16 protein-coding genes are annotated in these 16,540 nt (G+C 65.2%); 11 read left to right on the top strand and 5 right to left on the bottom strand.

What is annotated here, in order from left to right:
• Window positions 1–2 precede the first annotated feature (2 nt).
• Together WT26_RS22660 and WT26_RS22655 are read right to left on the bottom strand one after the other, a co-directional pair.
• On the bottom strand, window positions 3–1,844 hold the full coding sequence (locus tag WT26_RS22660) for an Hsp70 family protein (protein WP_059667008.1): 1,842 nt from the start codon (window positions 1,842–1,844) through the stop codon (window positions 3–5).
• Window positions 1,841–2,434, bottom strand: coding sequence for a DUF2760 domain-containing protein (locus tag WT26_RS22655; protein WP_069273995.1), 594 nt, complete (start codon window positions 2,432–2,434; stop codon window positions 1,841–1,843). Before WT26_RS22655 ends, WT26_RS22660 begins: the two co-directional genes overlap by 4 nt.
• Window positions 2,435–2,941: 507 nt before the next feature.
• Here WT26_RS22655 and WT26_RS38120 point away from each other — a divergent pair.
• Window positions 2,942–3,073, top strand: a complete 132-nt coding sequence (locus WT26_RS38120) for a hypothetical protein (protein ID WP_332451842.1) — start codon at window positions 2,942–2,944, stop codon at window positions 3,071–3,073.
• Window positions 3,009–3,419 carry a hypothetical protein gene (locus WT26_RS38115; protein ID WP_059959807.1) on the top strand — a complete coding sequence of 137 codons (411 nt, stop codon included), beginning with the start codon at window positions 3,009–3,011 and terminating at the stop codon, window positions 3,417–3,419. The genes WT26_RS38120 and WT26_RS38115 overlap by 65 nt, the downstream gene beginning before the upstream one ends.
• Before the next feature lie 30 nt (window positions 3,420–3,449).
• Here the strand turns inward: WT26_RS38115 and WT26_RS37525 are convergent, their stop codons facing one another.
• Window positions 3,450–3,635, bottom strand: coding sequence for a hypothetical protein (locus WT26_RS37525; protein ID WP_155123175.1), 186 nt, complete (start codon window positions 3,633–3,635; stop codon window positions 3,450–3,452).
• A 296-nt stretch (window positions 3,636–3,931) separates the two neighbouring features.
• Window positions 3,932–4,153, bottom strand: a complete 222-nt coding sequence (locus WT26_RS38110; protein ID WP_157660473.1) for a hypothetical protein — start codon at window positions 4,151–4,153, stop codon at window positions 3,932–3,934.
• Between the two features lie 40 nt (window positions 4,154–4,193).
• On the opposite strand from WT26_RS38110, the gene WT26_RS22640 reads away from it, so the two are divergent.
• The 6 genes from WT26_RS22640 to WT26_RS22615 all read left to right on the top strand — a co-directional run bounded on the left by WT26_RS22640 (window position 4,194) and on the right by WT26_RS22615 (window position 12,014).
• A complete protein-coding gene (locus WT26_RS22640; RefSeq protein ID WP_063801521.1) occupies window positions 4,194–5,276 on the top strand; it encodes a 3-deoxy-7-phosphoheptulonate synthase in 1,083 nt (360 codons plus the stop codon).
• 189 nt (window positions 5,277–5,465) lie between these two features.
• Window positions 5,466–6,479 (top strand): reactive intermediate/imine deaminase, encoded by a 1,014-nt coding sequence (locus tag WT26_RS38105; protein ID WP_157633529.1) that lies wholly within the window; start codon window positions 5,466–5,468, stop codon window positions 6,477–6,479.
• Complete coding sequence (locus WT26_RS22630) at window positions 6,469–7,389, top strand: glutathione binding-like protein (RefSeq protein WP_059825465.1); 921 nt, start codon at window positions 6,469–6,471, stop codon at window positions 7,387–7,389. Before WT26_RS38105 ends, WT26_RS22630 begins: the two co-directional genes overlap by 11 nt.
• Before the next feature lie 17 nt (window positions 7,390–7,406).
• A complete protein-coding gene (locus WT26_RS22625) occupies window positions 7,407–8,561 on the top strand; it encodes an MFS transporter (protein ID WP_157649792.1) in 1,155 nt (384 codons plus the stop codon).
• Between the two features lie 54 nt (window positions 8,562–8,615).
• The gene (locus tag WT26_RS22620) at window positions 8,616–10,031 is read left to right on the top strand and encodes a phenylacetate--CoA ligase family protein (protein WP_155123174.1); all 1,416 of its coding nucleotides are present in this window, start codon (window positions 8,616–8,618) and stop codon (window positions 10,029–10,031) included.
• Window positions 10,032–10,151: 120 nt separating this feature from the next.
• Complete coding sequence (locus tag WT26_RS22615; protein WP_059717085.1) at window positions 10,152–12,014, top strand: asparagine synthetase B family protein; 1,863 nt, start codon at window positions 10,152–10,154, stop codon at window positions 12,012–12,014.
• A gap of 22 nt (window positions 12,015–12,036) precedes the next feature.
• On the opposite strand, the gene WT26_RS22610 is transcribed toward WT26_RS22615, so the two are convergent.
• The gene (locus WT26_RS22610; protein ID WP_069273994.1) at window positions 12,037–13,236 is read right to left on the bottom strand and encodes an MFS transporter; all 1,200 of its coding nucleotides are present in this window, start codon (window positions 13,234–13,236) and stop codon (window positions 12,037–12,039) included.
• A 67-nt stretch (window positions 13,237–13,303) separates the two neighbouring features.
• On the opposite strand from WT26_RS22610, the gene WT26_RS22605 reads away from it, so the two are divergent.
• The 3 genes from WT26_RS22605 to WT26_RS22595 all read left to right on the top strand — a co-directional run bounded on the left by WT26_RS22605 (window position 13,304) and on the right by WT26_RS22595 (window position 16,526).
• Window positions 13,304–14,374 carry an AraC family transcriptional regulator gene (locus WT26_RS22605; protein WP_069273993.1) on the top strand — a complete coding sequence of 357 codons (1,071 nt, stop codon included), beginning with the start codon at window positions 13,304–13,306 and terminating at the stop codon, window positions 14,372–14,374.
• A gap of 146 nt (window positions 14,375–14,520) precedes the next feature.
• A complete protein-coding gene (locus WT26_RS22600; RefSeq protein WP_069270900.1) occupies window positions 14,521–15,873 on the top strand; it encodes an MFS transporter in 1,353 nt (450 codons plus the stop codon).
• A gap of 5 nt (window positions 15,874–15,878) precedes the next feature.
• Window positions 15,879–16,526 (top strand): RraA family protein, encoded by a 648-nt coding sequence (locus tag WT26_RS22595; protein ID WP_059717115.1) that lies wholly within the window; start codon window positions 15,879–15,881, stop codon window positions 16,524–16,526.
• Window positions 16,527–16,540: the final 14 nt, after the last annotated feature.

Genomic DNA, 16,540 nt, shown 5'->3' with positions numbered 1-16,540 from the left:
GCTCAGGCGGCGCCGCGCACGTCGAACTCGACCTTCCAGCGCTCGTTCGTGCCGCTCGGGATCGCCTCGAGTTCGAGCGTGCCGGCTTCGGTCACGCGCGCATGCAGCTTCACGGGCACGACCTCGCCGACGGTGCGCCCTTCGGCGGGCAGCGTCGCCTGGATTTCTTCCAGTTCCTGCAGCTCTTCCGGCGACCAGTAGTCGAGCAGCGTGCCGACCTGGTCCTGGCGGCGCACCGACGAACCGAAGAAACGGAACTGCACCGGTTCGCCGACGACGAGGCCGAACTCCTGCGGCGGCAGCGCCGCGTCCGAGCCTTCCTCCATCCCGAACGGCGCGACGCACAGTGCCTGCACCGGCGGCTCGAGCCCCGGCACCGCGGGCATCGCGGATTCGATCGCGACGTAGTACGCACGCGCCGTGCCGCCGCGAATGCGCACGCCACGGCCGCGCTTCACGTAGCCGTAGTACGCGGCGCCGCGCGCGACCGCGAGATCGAGATCCGCGCCTTCGAGCAGGCGGGCGGGCGGCGCGCCTTCCGCGGCCAGCCAGCTGTTGAGCGTATCGAGCACGCGCTGCGTGAGCAGCGTCGACTTGAACACGCCGCCGTTGAACAGCACGGCGGTCGGGTGCAGGAACGTCGCGCCCTGCGGCAGGGTGCGCTGCACGCCCTCGAGCGAGTCGAGCGCCGCGACCTGGCGGCCGAGGAACGCCGCGAGATGGCGCGTGATGCCCGCGTCCTGCGCGTACGGCAGGCCGAGCTGCGTCAGGCCGACGCGTGCGCGGCTCACCGGGCGCGCGGCTGCGTCGACCTGCGGGAAGAAGCCTTCGAGGATCGTCTGCGTGAGTTCCGCGCGCGTGAGTTCCGTGCGGATCGACCCGCCGATCAGCTTCGAGCCGCGGCTCGGCACGACGAGCGGCACCGCGTCGGTCGACGGATCGGACAGCAGCGTTTCCTTCGCGGAGCGGCATGCGTACGTGAGCGCCCGCAGCTGCCACGGATCGGCCTGCGTGCCCTGCTGCGCGAGCTTGCGCGCGACGACGTGCGCCAGCGCGAGGTCCATGTTGTCGCCGCCGAGCAGGATGTGCTCGCCGACCGCCACGCGATGCAGCTCGAGATTGCCGTCGCGCTCGACCACCGCGATCAGCGACAGGTCGGTCGTGCCGCCGCCGACGTCGACGCACAGGATCAGGTCGCCGACCTGCACCTGCTTGCGCCAGCCGCCCTGGCTCTTCTGGATCCAGCTGTACAGCGCGGCCTGCGGCTCCTCGAGCAGCGTCATCCGCGAGTAGCCGGCGGCGCGCGCGGCCTCGGCCGTCAGCTCGCGCGCGGCCGGGTCGAACGACGCGGGAATCGTGACCGTCACGTCCTGGTCGGCGAACGGCGCGTCGGGATGCGTGTGATCCCACGCTTCGCGCAGGTGCGTCAGGTAGCGGATCGAGCTTTCCAGCGGCGACACGCGCGACACTTCCGGCGGCGCATCGCTCGGCAGGATCGCCGCGCGGCGGTCGACACCCGGGTGGCACAGCCAGCTCTTCGCGCTCGACACGAGGCGGATCGGCGTGCCGGCGCCGCGCGTGCGCGCCATTTCGCCGACCGCGAACGCGCGCGAGGCCGTCCACGGCAGCGTCAGGTCGCCCTGCGTGAGTTCGCTTTCATGCGGCAGGTAGAGAAACGACGGCAGCAGGTCGCGCGACTCCAGCGCGCCGGGCGCGGTGAGCTGCGCGATCGGCAGCACCTGTTGCGTGATGGTTTCGCCGTCGCTCGCGGCGCTGTCGACATACGACAGCGCGCAGTGGGTCGTACCGAGATCGATACCGATCGAATAGCGCGGATCGCTCACAGTTCCACCTCCGCCGGTGCGACGACCGAGGCGTCGTGGCTGCCCGTCAGCTTCGGCAGGCGCACGTCGGCCACGCGCCAGCCGCGATGGCTGACCGTGCCCGTGAACGGCGCGGCGCCGACCACGTTGCCCGTCACGCGCACGGCCGTCGCGTCGAAACCCGCCGGCAGCGTCACGCGGCTGCCTTCCGCTTCGTCGCGTACCGGCACGATCGTGAAGTGTTCGCGCAGCGCCGCACGGCAGCCGTCGTGCACGAGGCGCGCGGCCGCGCCGATCTCGGCGTCCGCATAGCCGGCGATGTCTTCCTCGACGAAGTCGATGAAGCGCGCATCGCGCTGCAGCAGGCCGAGCAGTTGCAGCGCGGCCTGCGGGCTCGCTTCGCGCAGCTCGGGGGCCGGCGCCTTCACGGGCGCGGCAGCCGGGGTAGGCATCGCGACGGGCGCGGCGGCCGGGGCCGGTTGCGCGGCGACGGGCGCGCCGTCGCGCACACGCAGCACGCCGGCCGCGAACTCGCGGTTGCCGAGCACGGAGAAGAACGTGCCGACGGCCAGCGACAGCCGGCCGAAGAAGGACAGGTTGGATTCGGGCATGAGGTCTTGGACTCCTGTGGGCTCGCGCGCGGCGAGCGATCTTGCCTGGGCAGCGGGCGCGCGGCCGCCGCCCGGAGCGCGATTCTGGGCCCCCTCGCGGGGTGCGGAAAACCCGTATTTTGCCCTGTGGCGGGCGAATGGTGCGGAAGTTGGGGGACGGAATGGGTCCGCGCGGCGCGGATCGCGTGTCGCGCACCGCATCCGGCTGCCCCCTGCCATCGCCTCTCGCAGACGGTCATCGATATACAACTTTAGGGTCTGTTTACATACGGAACGCGCATGCGTTGCCACGAGAACGGCCGCTCGCGAGGCGTGCGACGCCGCGAATACTGGACGTATCGCCAAGGAGCACAACGTGGCGAGCGGCCGTTCTCGTGGCAACCCCAAACTTGAAATTCATTCCAGGGGAATGCCCGAAATCGCCCGTATGGCGGCGTCGGGTCTGCCGTCGGACTCTTCATCCGCGCGATGTATCCGTTTTCCTTCAACGCTCCCGACAGACGGCCCGTGGACGAATTCATCCTGCTGGTCATGCCGGAAGAAGACCATCGCGAACACCTCGAATTGCTGGCCGATGCCGCCCGCTTCTTCGGCGAGCGCCACTTCAGGCTGGCCGCGCGCGGCACAGGCGCCCAATGATGTACGCCGGCTGCTGCACCCGGAGCGGCTCGGCAGCGTCATCGCGCAGCGCACCGGGGCGGTGACGCTCGTGGTGATGGTCGATCATCCGCGCTCCGTTGCGGCGCCTCATGTTCGCGACGCGCTCGACGCGCTTGCGCACGGCGTGCAGCACGTCCACCTGGCCTATGTCGAGCAGCCCGAATCGCTGGCCGACGCGCTGCTCACGGAAGAAGGTTCGGGCGTCGTGCCGTGCCGTCGCGGCAACGCGGACCTGCTGCTGGAAACCCGGCGCTACTTCGCCGATTCCACGTGCACGCTGCGCCGGGATTTCAGCGTCGAGCGCACGACGATCGTGCGCTTTTGACGACGCGCTGCCGCCGCTACACGGTCGACATCAGCCGGACGATCTCGCGCAGCAGATAGTTCGCCGCCCCGCGCGGGTAGTCACGTCGCGATCGAACGTGCGCGCGATCGGCACGGCCTTGACCTTGCCATCGGCGACAATGCTTTGCAATCCAAAGTAAAAACCACTTCGCGCAACAGCACGCAATGCGCGCCGGATGCCGTCGTCACGCAGCACGCTCGGCGCGATTTTTCGCCACGCTCAAATGACGCGTGCAGCAGGCCGCTGCCTGGCCTTCAAGGTGCGCATTCATGAAAAATTCGCCGGATTAATGCCAATTCCGAAACCATTCCCGGATTGCGAAACTGTATCCAGATTCCGAAACTATAATCGGATTATTGCTATGCTTTAAATCACAAAATCGAATAAAACCGTAATATTTCTTTCAATACAATAAAGTTTTCCGCAGCACAAAAAAATGCTTGACGGAATTTCGACTCAAGTTGATCATCAACGCAAACCAAAAACAGATTTCATTCACACCGAGGGAATACCCAGGCCGATTCGCCCTGCCACCGATCCGGATAACCGGCGCGGCGGGCAGTGATGCGCGTTGAAAGCGCGGCGTGAACAATCTGTCGATTTTCGATAAGCAATTCTGGAATCACGCAATCCGAAAACTCGTTATTGATCCGAAGCCGATATTTTTTGGAATCGAAGCCGGAGTCCGGCGCGGGCATCTTTTTGTCTTTCAAAAATTACACCCCATCCAAAATCATTTCCCGGGAGATTCAATTGTCATTGGATACCGATACTCACTTCAGCAGTATAGCGACGCGACTGAGTTCTCCATTGGAATTGATCCGGTCGCTTCCGGCGAGGCACGGGATGCTGCGTTTTGTCGAGCAGGCCCGCATCCATGTCAGGGACGTGCTGGCCGGACATTCCGACAAGCTGCTCGTCATTACCGGACCTTGTTCGGTGCATGACGTCGATGCGGCGCGTCAGTATGCGCACTATCTGATCGACATGCGCCGGGCGTTCGGCGACGAACTTGAAATCCTGATGCGGGTCTATTTCGAGAAGCCCCGCACCGTGCTGGGGTGGAAAGGGCTGATCAACGACCCGCATCTGAATGAAACCTACGATATCGAGCACGGGCTGCGCAGTGCGCGGCAACTCCTGATCGACATCACGGAAGCCGGCGTCCCGATCGCCACGGAACTCCTCGATTCGCTGTCGCACGGTTATTTTTCGGATCTGCTCAGCTGGGGCGCCATCGGCGCCCGGACCACCGAATCGCAGGTGCACCGGGAGCTGGCGTCAGGCATGCCATTCCCGATCGGGTTCAAGAATCGCACCGACGGGAACGTCAAGGTGGCGGTGGACGCGATACGCGCCGCTGCCAGGTCGCATCACTTCCTTGCCGCGTCCGAAAACGGGCATTACATCAAGCGCAGCACGGCCGGCAATCACTACGGCCACCTGGTGCTGCGCGGCGGCGAGACGCCGAACTACGATGCCGTGAGCGTGGATGTCGCGTGCGCCATGCTGGCGTCCCACGGACTCCTTGCCCGCGTCGTCATCGACGCGAGTCACGGCAACAGCGGCAAGAATCACGAGAACCAGCCGGCGGTCTGCGAATCGCTCGGATTCAGGATCGCGTCCGGCGAGCGGCGCATCGCCGGCATCATGATCGAATCCAATCTCGTTTCCGGCAATCAGCCGCTTGTTCCTGGCGAGCCGCTGGTATTCGGAAAAAGCATTACCGACGCCTGCATCGGCTTGCAGGAAACCACGCGGGTCCTGAGCAATCTCGCGCAATCCGTCAGATTGCGGCGGGAAATTGCCTATGACGCCGCCCCGGCTTCGATCTGAGCCAATTACATAGGAAAGTTTCACCTGTTCGTCGCCGCGCAGGCCCGGGCGAATCCGATTCTCCGATCGTGTCGCCCCGTCTGTCGCAGCAGAATTTCCAGAATATTTCAGCATTCAGATTTCCCGTCGAAATGAAATGACGCGTCTCTTTCGACAGGCAAAACCTCGTCTGTTAATCGGAATATGGGGATGGCATTCATGGAAATGCAAGAAGCGTTGAGCGTGACATATGATCCGCCGAAAAGCACCAGATCCGGCGATCTGGTGGAAATCAATTTCAATTCATCCCGCGGCGGCCTGGAACTGGCGCACGACAAGATAAGGATCGATATCCCCGGTTTGGGGCACGCCGTCCGAGAGGTGTGGTCCCTTGGCCAGGAAGCGAATCCTGCGATCGAATATGGCGGCGAGGGGCCCATCGTTTGGGGGGATACCGGCACGTCCTTCGTTTGCGCCGCGCAGATGGATGACGAAGACGTGCTCGCCGATCGCGTCGCACAACTCTATCGCTGCGCGCTCGACGTGATCAAGGCGAAGGGCTACTCGCACCCCTATCGCATCTGGAACTACATCGGCAACATCAATGCGCCGAATTCGCGCGGGCTGGAGCGGTATCGGGACTTCTGCAAAGGTCGCGCGGAAGGGTTCGATACGTCGAGAACCCCGTTCAACGACTTGCCGGCCGGCACCGGGATCGGTTTCGCGTCGGGAGGCGTCACCGCCATCTTCTTCTCGTCGAAGCAGGGGCGATTCTTCCATATCGAAAATCCGCTTCAGATGCCCGCGTATCACTACCCGGATCAATACGGGCCGCGATCGCCGTCCTTTGCGCGCGGCACCATCCATGCGCTGTCCGGCGAGGCTCGCCTCTTTATTTCGGGTACGGCGAGCATCCGTTCGCATGAAACGATCGGCTCGACGGTCGACGAGCAGTTGAGGATCACGTTCGAGAACATCGAAACCCTGATCGAGAACGGTCGGCTCAAGCTGATCGGCGAAGGCCGCCGGATTCGGGGCGGAGGCTTCGAGTCCGCAAAGATCTATGTCCGCCACGAGAGCGATCTGCGTCGTGTGGCGGCGCGGGCCCGCGAGCATTTCAAGCTGGACGCGGAACAAGCCCCGGCATTGCTGTCCGATATCTGCCGCACGGACCTTCTGCTCGAGATCGAGGGCGTCTATAAATTTTCGCTTTATGAAAACTGATTATTTTTCTCCGCCGGAAGACTACGAGCTCGGGATTCGCGGCGGTCCGATTCTGCAGCACCAGATTTTTCGTTCGCCATACCAGGAGCGCCGCTTGCAACCCGGCAGGAACCGCTATTGCCTCGTCTATTCGGCGGTTGCGCCGTCCGGGCAGAAGCTCGCACTGGCCGTCGTCTGCGCGGCCGTGCTCGGCACGATCCGCGTCCTGTGCGTCGAGGAAGGCAAGCTGTCGCAGGTGTCGCCCGAAGATGCCGATGCGCTGACATGGACGCCATTCGATGCAGTCGACGCGGCGATCGTCAATATCGCGAGGCAGTACCGATTGCCGGCTCTCGTCGATCTGGAAACGCAATCCGTCGTCAGCAACGATCCGTACGCGTTGCCGTACAAGATCATCCTGGATCTCTGCAGCGAAAGCGACGGCAACGGCGCGGTTTTGAGTGCAGCACGCGTGCGCCGGGAAAATCACGTCGAAATCGAGCGGGACCTGTTTTACAACCTGCATGCGGCGGTATACCGCGCCGGCTTCCTCGGCAGTCAGGATGCCTACGACGCCGAAGTGGAAAAGGTATATGGCTATCTGCACCGGCTGGATTCGACGCTGCGCAGCCAACGGTATCTGTCCGGCGATTCGCTGGCCATCGCCGACTTATGGCTGTTCAGCCTGCTGATCCGGTACGACAACGTCTATGCGACCGCATTTCGATTGCACCGGTACCGGCTGAGGGACTTTTCCGGAATCTGGCGGTACGTCCGGGCGCTTTACCGGCAACCGGCTTTCTGCCTGACGACGAATTTCGACATTATTTCGAAAGGGTATTTCCTGGGCATTCCTTCGCTCAATCGCGGCGTGGTGCCGCGCGGGCCGGATGACCTCTTCTTGACCGAACAGACGGAAGGTTTGAAATGAAACTGAAATTATTCGTGTTGTGGGCAACGCTGTTCGTGATCGGAAGCGACGGCTTCGTCGTCGCCGGCCTGTTGCAGGACATTGCCGCACATGCGTCGATTTCCGTGTCGACGGCCGGTCAGCTGATCACGGTGTTTTCACTGGTCTATGCGTTCTGCGGGCCGATCCTGGCGTCCGCTTTCGGGAATGCCGATCGCAAGAATCTCCTGATCGCCGCGATGCTGGTGTTTGCCGCGGGGAACCTGCTGATCGGCTTGACGAGCGATTACGGCGTGATGGTGGCGGGCCGCGTGATCGCCGCGCTCGGCGCCTGCATCCTGACGCCGACCGTGATGATGATCGCGGCGCTGCTGGCCCCGGCGGAGCGCAGGGGCAAGTACATGTCCTACGTCATCGGCGGCATCACGGTCGCAACCATCGTCGGCGTGCCGCTCGGCACCTTTGCCGGACATTTGCTCGGGTACCGATACGTCTTCCTCGCCATCGCCGCGGTTTCCGTGCTGATCATCGTGCTGCAACTGGCGATCTTTCCCCGCACGCCGTCCCCGTTCAACGTTCCGCTGGCAGCCCGACTCGGCGTGTTGAAACTGCAGGGGGCCAAACGGACGCTGCTCATCACCTTCCTGGTTTTCCTGGGCGCATTCACCGTGTACTCCTACGTATCGGTCTATTTCTCCAGCCGCGCGAACGTTTCGGCCGGAGAAATCGCGGAGATCCTGCTGGCGTTCGGCATCGGCGGAAGCATCGGGAACCTGCTCGGCGGGCATCTCACCGACCGTTGGGGCGCCAGGAAAACCGTATTCGTCAGCGTCAGCGGGCTCTTCCTGTCGTTCCTGCTGATCAGCCTGTTCGGCAAGGACATGCCGACGATTCTCGCGCTGACGTTCCTGTGGGGCGTCTTCGGATGGCTGCTGGCGCCGGCGCAGCAACACCGGCTCGTCGGGATCGGCAAGGAGCGATCCCAGCTGCTGATTTCGCTGAACGCGTCGGGCATGTACTTCGGGATAGGCGCGTCGGGTATCGCCGGGGCGCTCGTCATCAAGCATCTGGGGCCGGCTGCCTTGACGTGGGTTGCCGCATTCATCGCCGTGCTCTGCGCCGTATTGGTCGTGGCGATGTACCAGGACGAACACGCCGCGCTCGAATCGGCCGGCACGCGGCGCTCGTCCTGAACGAACGGATTGCGGCACACCACGATTCACTTCTGATATTTGGAGGGCATGACAATGCACCAGAGTCTCGCGGTTCGAGAGCATGTCAACGCACTGATACAAAGCCGGCAGGATTTGATTCGGAATTGGGGGACGGTGAACCCGGACGAGTATTACTTCCACGGTCTGCGAACCGTGCTGTCCGCCGCGCTCGCGCTCCCGTCCTATCGCAAGCTCTATCGGGAAAGCGGCGTGCCGCAACTGGACGCGTTGTTTGACGGACGCGCGGCCTATGACGACATTCTCCGGCAATTGCCATTCATCGCCAAAGCCGAGAGCCGAGCAGTCGGCAACGACGTGCTCGATTTCAATCGCGGCACGCTGATCAACTACTTCGAGACCTCCGGGACGACCGACGTTCCAGTCTCCGCGCCCAAGGCGCTCGACGATCTGGTGCTGAATACCGTCAACTTCGGCGAAAGCTGGTCGTCCTTTCTCGGGTCGGGAGACTCGGCCGTGATACTCATCAATACGCCGCAAGGACCGGCCGCCTTTCAGTTCGAGAAAGCGCTGAACTATCTGGGCATCTTCACGTTCAGGACATGGGTCGATACCGTTCGAAACGATTACGGCAGGGTGATCGAGACGATCTCGAAGGTTCGCCCGACCGTGTTTGCCGGCCCGCCGTCTCAACTGCTCAACCTGTACGAGTTCGCAAGCACCCGGAAGCTGGCAGCGCCGAAGTTCGAGAAAGTGCTGCTGACCGGCGAGAATTCGAGCCGTTCGCTGAAGGCGCGGATCGCCAACCTGACGGGCGGGAGCGTTTTCGACGCGTCATATGGCTCATCGGAAACCGGGACGACGGCGGTGGCCATCTCGACCAGCGCATTGAAGCTTCAGGAGCACAGCTACATCGTCGAACTCCTCGGCGCCGGCAAGGAATCGTTGCGGCCTTCGGACACGCTGGCGATGACGGGCGAGCTCGTCGTGACGTCGCTGGACAACGTAACCAAGCCGCTGATCCGCTACCGCACCGGAGACCTGGTCACGATCGAACCGCTCGCTTCCGGCGGGAAGGCGCTGATCCCGCTGGGCCGCCTGAGCGACAACCAGAAATTCGAATGGCTGAATGCGGATCAGGCGACGATCGAAGCGCTCATCTGGGGGCGCGACGGGCGCGTTCGCGTCTTCAACTACCTGATCGCGCGCACCCCGGAACAGATTCACTTCATTGTCACCGGGGACTACGCGAGTAGCGACGAGCTGCACGACGACATGCCGGAGCTGCGGAACGCGTTTCCGGAAGCGTCGATCGAATTGGTGCCGAAGCTCCCTGAAATTGCCAGCCTTGGGTCCGCGATCGGCTGGAAGATGTCGCGCATCCACGATCTGACGAAGTCCTTTGACGAGTATCCCGCGCATACGGCCCATGCGATTCGGGAGCTGAAGCACTTTGTCGATGCAATCGGCGCGTCGACGGCCCGGATCTGAATGGACGGCGTGATCGACATGGCGCCGGCGGGCCGCTCGCCAGCGTAAGGCATCGCCCGGCATCGAAGCCGTGAAATTCGTCAATTAATTTGCACCACTTATTGTTACAGGAAACGGGCAATGAGCGCGATTGTTTTTGCATGGAACGAGAAGCCGTCAATCAATGGCATCACGACCGAAAATTACGTCCGGAATGCGTTGTCCGGCATGACCGGGCGCGCGCCGGGCACCGTCGACGTCGCGGCTCATGGCCGGCATGCGTGCGTCGGGTTCAGAAAGTCCCGGCCCTTGGCGAAAGGCCCGTGGCGATCGGCCGGCATCGCGTCGCGAACCCGAAACGGCCGGCAGGTCTCGCTGGCGGTAAGCGGGTTCATCGATAACGCGCACGAAATATCGGGCAGGCTCGGCCTGCATGACGGACATGACGCGCGCTCCGTGGCGGACCTGTTGATCGACCTGTATTTGGCATTCGGGCGGGATTTCGTCTCGGACGTCGGCGGCTCGTTCGCGATCGTCATCCACGACGATTTGCGGGACGAGACGCTCCTGCTGCGGGACAGATTCGGCATCGAGCCGTTCTATTTCTGGATCGGCGAGAACGGCGCGAAATTGATCGCGGCGTCCGAGCCGAAAGCGATCATCGAGGATCGGGAATTCAGGCGCGTGTTCGACGAGTCCGCGATCACGGACTTGCTGAATTCGACGTCCAGAATTCCGGGCACGACGGTGTACAAGAACCTGAACGAGGTACGCCCGGCCGAAATCCTTACCATCCGGCAAGGCTATCTGTATAGCGCCCGGTATTGGTCCCTGCCGCTGAGCTTCGGCCGTGCGCCGGCTCCGGAGGAAGCCTCCCGGGCCCTGTCCCAGCTGCTGCAGCAGGCGGTATCGCGACGCGTGGACGTTTCGCGCGAAACGCAGGCCTTCCTGTTGTCCGGAGGGCTCGACTCGAGCGCCATTTGCACGCTGGCGAACAAGATCGTGCCGAACGCGGAAGGCTTGCGCACCTTTTCATTCTCCTACCCGGAAGACGAAGCGAACTTCCAGGCGGATGCGCTGCACATCACGTCGGACAGTCCATACGTCGAGGTGATGGCCAGGTTCCTCGGTTCCCGGCATGAAAATATCGCCATCACGCAGGTCGACTTCCGAAACGCGCTCGAGGAAACGGTTCACGCCCGGGACCTGCCGGGGGTAGGCGACCTGGACGTCACGCTGCTGCAACTGTTCAAGGGCTTGCGATCGCGCGGCTATACGGAGGCATTTTCCGGCGAAGGATCGGATGACGTGTTCGGCGGATATCCCTGGTTTCACGGGGAAGCCGTGGAGCCCACCCGCTCGTTCCCGTGGCTGAAAGGAACCGAGGCGTCGAAATTCCTCAATGGCGGCCTGCTCAAGCGGCTCGACGTAAAGGACATCCTGCGCGAACGATGGTCGGCCGCGTCGAGCGAACAGCCGTATCTGCGCTCGGCGGATCGATTCCAGCAGCATATGGACCGAGTCTTCTATATGGAGATCACGCGGTTCCTGCCATTCCTGCTGGACCGCGTCGACAGGATGTCGGCGGCCGCGGGGGTCAGGGTTCATCTGCCCTTCCTCGATCACCGCTTGATCGAATATGCGTGGTCGCTCGACTATTCGAAGATCAAGACGGCGGGTGCAATGGAAAAGGGAATCCTGAGGAAAGCGCTCGAAGACAAGCTGCCGTCCGACATCACGCTTCGAAAGAAAAGCGGGTTCGCGGTCACGCGAAATGCGCGCTACCTGTCGGCGATTCGCGATTACCTGTCGGAAAAGGTGATCCACGGCGATACCGCAACCCGGGAGATCGTCGATGTCGACGTGCTCAAATCCTTCATCGAAGGCCAGGCATGGTTCGACGGCAAGTTCAGCGCCCCGCCGATCCTGCCTCGCATCGTGCTGCTCGACATGTGGATCAGGCGCTACGGCGCCGAGTTCGAACCGGCGGGCGCCGTGAGCTGAACGGCGACGCGCGCTTGCGCCCCTACGACGCGGCCCCCAACCGCTTCGGCACGCCCGTCACGATCGCCGCGACCGCGACGGCCAGCACGACGGCCGCGCCCACGAACACGCCGGCCGCGCCGTTCGCGTCGAACACGATGCCACCGGCCGCCGCTCCCGTTGCGATGGCGAGCTGGATCGCCGCGACGATCAGCCCGCCCGCGCTTTCGGCTTCATCGGGCACGGTGCGCGTGACCCAGGTCGACCACGCGACCGGCACGCCGCCGAAGGCCATCCCCCACAACGCGACGAGCACCGCATCGATCATCGGCGCGCGGCCCAGCGCGACGAGCGCGATGCCGAGCACGACCATCAGCGCGGGCATCGCGATCAGCATCGGCCGCAGCCGGTGTTCGAGCACGCGGCCCGCGAGCGACGTACCGACGAAGTTGGCGATGCCGTAGCCGAGCAGGATCGCCGACAGGCCGTTCACGCCGACGCCCGCGACCTGTTCGAGGAACGGCCGCAGATACGTGAAGAACGCGAAATGCCCGGTGAACACGAGGATCGTCGCGAACATGCCGAGGCCGACGGTCGGCCGGCGCAGCACGTCGATCAGCGTGCGCAGCCGCGTCGTGCCGGACGGCGCCATGCCGGGCAGCGTCGCGACCTGCGCCGCGAGCGCGACGACGCCGAGCGCGCCCGCGATCAGGAACACGTTGCGCCAGCCGATCAGGTGACCGAAGTAGCTGCCCATCGGGGCGGACGCGATCGTCGCGACCGCCACGCCGCTGAAGATGATCGACAGCGCACGCGGCACCATCGCCGTCGGCACGAGCCGCATCGTGGTGGCCGTCGCCATCGTCCAGAAGCCGCCGAGCGCGACGCCGAGCACGACGCGGCCGATCAGCAGCATCGTCAGGCTGGTCGCGAACGCGACCGCGAGGTTCGACGCGACGAGCAACACCGAAAACGCGAGCAGCACGCGCCGCCGGTCGATCGTGCGCGTCACCGCGGAGATCAGGAGGCTCGTGACGAGCGCCACCGTCGCGGTGGCCGTGACGGCCTGGCCGGCGACGCCTTCGGTCACGCCGAGGCTGTCGGCCATCGGCGTCAGCAGGCTCGCGGGCAGGAATTCGGCCGTGACGAGCCCGAACACGCCGAGCGCCATCGCGAATACCGCACCCCAGGCCGGTTCGCGGGGGGCCGCCGTCGCGCCGGCAGGCTGGTTGATCGGATTCATGCGTCGTTCCATTCCGTAAAAAGGTGCCAATGACCGCGTATCGTAAGGAACGACGTCAGGACGGTCTATGACATACAATCCGCGAATATTGATCGATCGTCCGAAACCGATGGCAGACCCGCACATCGCCGCCCCGCCCGCCGCACCCGTGCCCGACACGCACGACCTCGTCAGCGAGTTGCTGCTGGGGATGCGCCTGAGCGGCGTCCAGTACCGCCGCATCCAGGTCGCACGGCCGTTCGGCGTGCGCTTCGACAACGCGCGCGGCCGCGCGCAGTTCCATTTCGTCGTGCGCGGGCCCGTGCTGCTGCGCACGTCGGGCGGCGCAACCTACCGCCTCGAAGCCGGCGACGCGATCCTGCTGCCGCACGGCGGCATGCATGCGCTGGTCTCCGACCCCGATGCGCCGTGCCGCGAGATCAACGGCTTCGAGGTCGCGAAGATCTGCGATACGGTCGCGTCGGTCGACGCCGCAACGCACGCCGCCGCGGGCGCGGACGCCGGCGACGCGCTGATCTTCAGCGCGTGCATGGAACTCGATCTCGGCGGCATGCAGCCGCTCGTCGGCACGATGCCCGAGTTCATGCACGTCGGCACGCTGCTCGCGCGCTACCCGGAAATCCGCCCGATGCTCGACGCGATGGAGCGCGAAGCGTGCACGGCGCGCGCGGGCTTCGCGGGCATCCTCGCGCGGCTCGCGGATGTGGTCGCGGCGTTCATCGTGCGCGGCTGGGTCGAGTGCGGATGCGGCGACGCGACGGGCTGGGTGCAGGCGCTGCGCGAGCCGAAGCTCGGCCGCGCGATCGTCGCGCTGCATCGCGACCCGGGCCGCAACTGGAGCGTGGCGGAACTCGCGACCGAAGCAGGCGTGTCGCGCTCGGTGTTCGCCGAACGGTTTCTCGCGGCGACCGGGATGACGCCCGTACGCTACCTGACCGAGCTGCGGATGCGGCTCGCCGCGCAGTGGATCGCGCGCGACCGCGAGACGATCGAAGCCGTCGCGTACCGGCTCGGCTACGGCTCGCTCGCCGCGTTCAGCCGCGCGTTCAAGCGCGTGGTGGGCAAGCCGCCGGGCGCCGTGCGGGCCGAAGGCGGCCCGGACGACGACGCACGCAGCGCGCAGCAAGCGGCCGGTTAGCGCCGCGCCCATCATCAACGTCATTAATACAAAGGATCAGAAAAGACACTTTTACTGATTGTTTTTGGCTTCCGATAAAGGCGCCAGTGCCGCGCGCGCCGCGCGGCCCGTCACTTCAACGCTGACCGCCCCACCCGGAGAACGCCATGGCCACGGTTCGACCCGCCGCCTCTTCCCCCGCGCATCGCAGCGGCCCGACCGACATGACGCGCATCGCGATCGCGAGCGTGATCGGCACGACGGTCGAATGGTATGACCTGTTCGTGTTCGCGACGGCCTCCGCGCTCGTCTTCAACAAGGTGTTCTTTCCGGGCTTCGTGCCGCTCGTCGGCACGCTGCTCGCGTTCGGCACGTTCGCGTCCGCGTATCTCGCGCGCATCGTCGGCGCGGCGCTGTTCGGCCATTTCGGCGACCGTCTCGGGCGCAAGTCGATGCTGCTGGTGTCGCTGATCCTGATGGGCTGCGCGACATTCGCGATCGGCCTGCTGCCCGGCTACGCGGCGATCGGCGTCTGGGCGCCCGTGCTGCTGCTGACGCTGCGCATCGTCCAGGGGCTCGCGCTCGGCGGCGAATGGGGCGGCGCGGTGCTGATGGCCGTTGAGCATGCGCCCGCAGCCCGGCGCGGCCTATACGGCTCGTGGGTGCAGATCGGCGTGCCGGCAGGAACGCTGATCGCGAATCTCGCGTTCCTGGTCAGCGGCGCCGTGCTGTCGCCGGCCGACCTGCTGTCGTGGGGCTGGCGCATTCCGTTCCTCGCGAGCGCGCTGCTCGTCGGCGTCGGCCTCTACGTCCGCCTGAACACGTCGGAAACGCCGGGCTTCGCGAAGATCAAGAAAGCATCCGCGCAGATGAAGCTACCGCTCGCGACCGTGCTCGGCCGTTACGGCCGACAGGTCGTGCTGGGCGGCGTCGCGACAATGTCGACCGGCACCGCGTTCAACCTGATGGTCGCGTTCGGCCTCACGTACGGCACGCAGACGCTCGGCTTCACGCGCAACGCGATGCTGTCGATCGTGCTGATCGCGTGCGCGCAGTGCATCGCGATGCTGCCTTTGTACGGCCGCCTGTCCGACCGCGTCGGCCGCAAGCCCGTGATCGTCAGCGGCATGCTCGCCGAAGCGCTGCTCGCGTTCCCGATGTTCTGGCTGCTCGACACGCGCATGTTCGCGTTCGCGCTCGCCGGCTACCTGTTGATGATGACCGCGTTCGCCGCGAACTACGGCCCGATCGCGACATTCCTCGCCGAGCTGTTCGGCACCGAGGTGCGCTACTCGGGGCTGTCGGTCAGCTACATGCTGTCCGGCCTGCTCGGCAGCGCGGCCACGCCGATCGTGACGACCGCGCTGCTGTCCGCGACCGGGCGCGGCGCGTCGGTCGCGTGGTACATGATCGCGTCGGCGCTGGTGTCCGCGATCGCGCTGCTGTTGCTGACCGAGACGCTGACGCGTGATCTCTCCGCGCACGCGCATCGCGACGCGGCCGCCCCAGCCCAACGGTGAACGCGATGGCGCTTCCGCTTGATCCCGAACTCGCGCAACGCCTGCGCGACGTCAGCCTGCCGACGCTCGGTCACTTCCTCGAAACGGGCTTCGCGCACGCGACGCTGCGCGCGCTGGTGCCGCACGCGAAGCTGGTCGGCCGCGCGGTCACGCTGCAGTTGCGCAGCCCCGACGCGATCGCCGTCAACCGCGCGCTGGCGCGGCTCGCGCCCGGCGACGTGCTCGTGATCGACATGCGGGACGACCACGCGCACGCGTGCGTCGGCGCGGTCACGGCCACCGCCGCGCAATGCGCGGGCGCAGCCGGCATCGTGATCGACGGCGTCGCGACCGACGCCGTCGAGTTGCGGCAGATCGGCCTGCCGGTGTTCGCGCGCGGCACGAGCGCGCTGACGACCAAGCGGCTCGACGACGGCGCGAGCGCGTTCGGCGTGCCCGTGCAATGCGGCGGCGTGACGGTCGCGCCCGGCGCGATCGTGATCGCCGACGACAACGGCGTGCTGTTCTCCGACGCCGCGACGCTCGCGTCCGTCATCGATGCCGCACTCGCGTCCGACCGCGCGGAGCCAGCGCTGCTCGCGCGGCTGCGGGCCGGCGAGCCCGCGGCCGACGTGCTGTGCGTCCCGTCGCACAACGAGTATTCGCCGCGCTAATGCACACCATTAGG

The organism is Burkholderia cepacia, from assembly GCF_001718835.1.
GTDB lineage: Bacteria > Pseudomonadota > Gammaproteobacteria > Burkholderiales > Burkholderiaceae > Burkholderia > Burkholderia cepacia_F.
Note: the sequence above shows the minus strand (reverse complement) of the source record. Positions and strands in the feature narration are given on the sequence as shown.

What these genes read in the sequence shown, in the direction of transcription:
- WT26_RS22605 (WP_069273993.1), top strand. Translation starts at nt 13,304, where the DNA reads ATGACATACAATCCGCGAATATTGATCGATCGTCCGAAACCGATGGCA.
- WT26_RS38115 (WP_059959807.1), top strand. Translation starts at nt 3,009, where the DNA reads ATGCCGCCCGCTTCTTCGGCGAGCGCCACTTCAGGCTGGCCGCGCGCG.
- WT26_RS22595 (WP_059717115.1), top strand. Translation starts at nt 15,879, where the DNA reads ATGGCGCTTCCGCTTGATCCCGAACTCGCGCAACGCCTGCGCGACGTC.
- WT26_RS22620 (WP_155123174.1), top strand. Translation starts at nt 8,616, where the DNA reads ATGCACCAGAGTCTCGCGGTTCGAGAGCATGTCAACGCACTGATACAA.
- WT26_RS22610 (WP_069273994.1), bottom strand. Translation starts at nt 13,236, where the DNA reads ATGAATCCGATCAACCAGCCTGCCGGCGCGACGGCGGCCCCCCGCGAA.
- WT26_RS22600 (WP_069270900.1), top strand. Translation starts at nt 14,521, where the DNA reads ATGGCCACGGTTCGACCCGCCGCCTCTTCCCCCGCGCATCGCAGCGGC.
- WT26_RS38105 (WP_157633529.1), top strand. Translation starts at nt 5,466, where the DNA reads ATGGCATTCATGGAAATGCAAGAAGCGTTGAGCGTGACATATGATCCG.
- WT26_RS22615 (WP_059717085.1), top strand. Translation starts at nt 10,152, where the DNA reads ATGAGCGCGATTGTTTTTGCATGGAACGAGAAGCCGTCAATCAATGGC.
- WT26_RS22655 (WP_069273995.1), bottom strand. Translation starts at nt 2,434, where the DNA reads ATGCCCGAATCCAACCTGTCCTTCTTCGGCCGGCTGTCGCTGGCCGTC.
- WT26_RS22630 (WP_059825465.1), top strand. Translation starts at nt 6,469, where the DNA reads ATGAAAACTGATTATTTTTCTCCGCCGGAAGACTACGAGCTCGGGATT.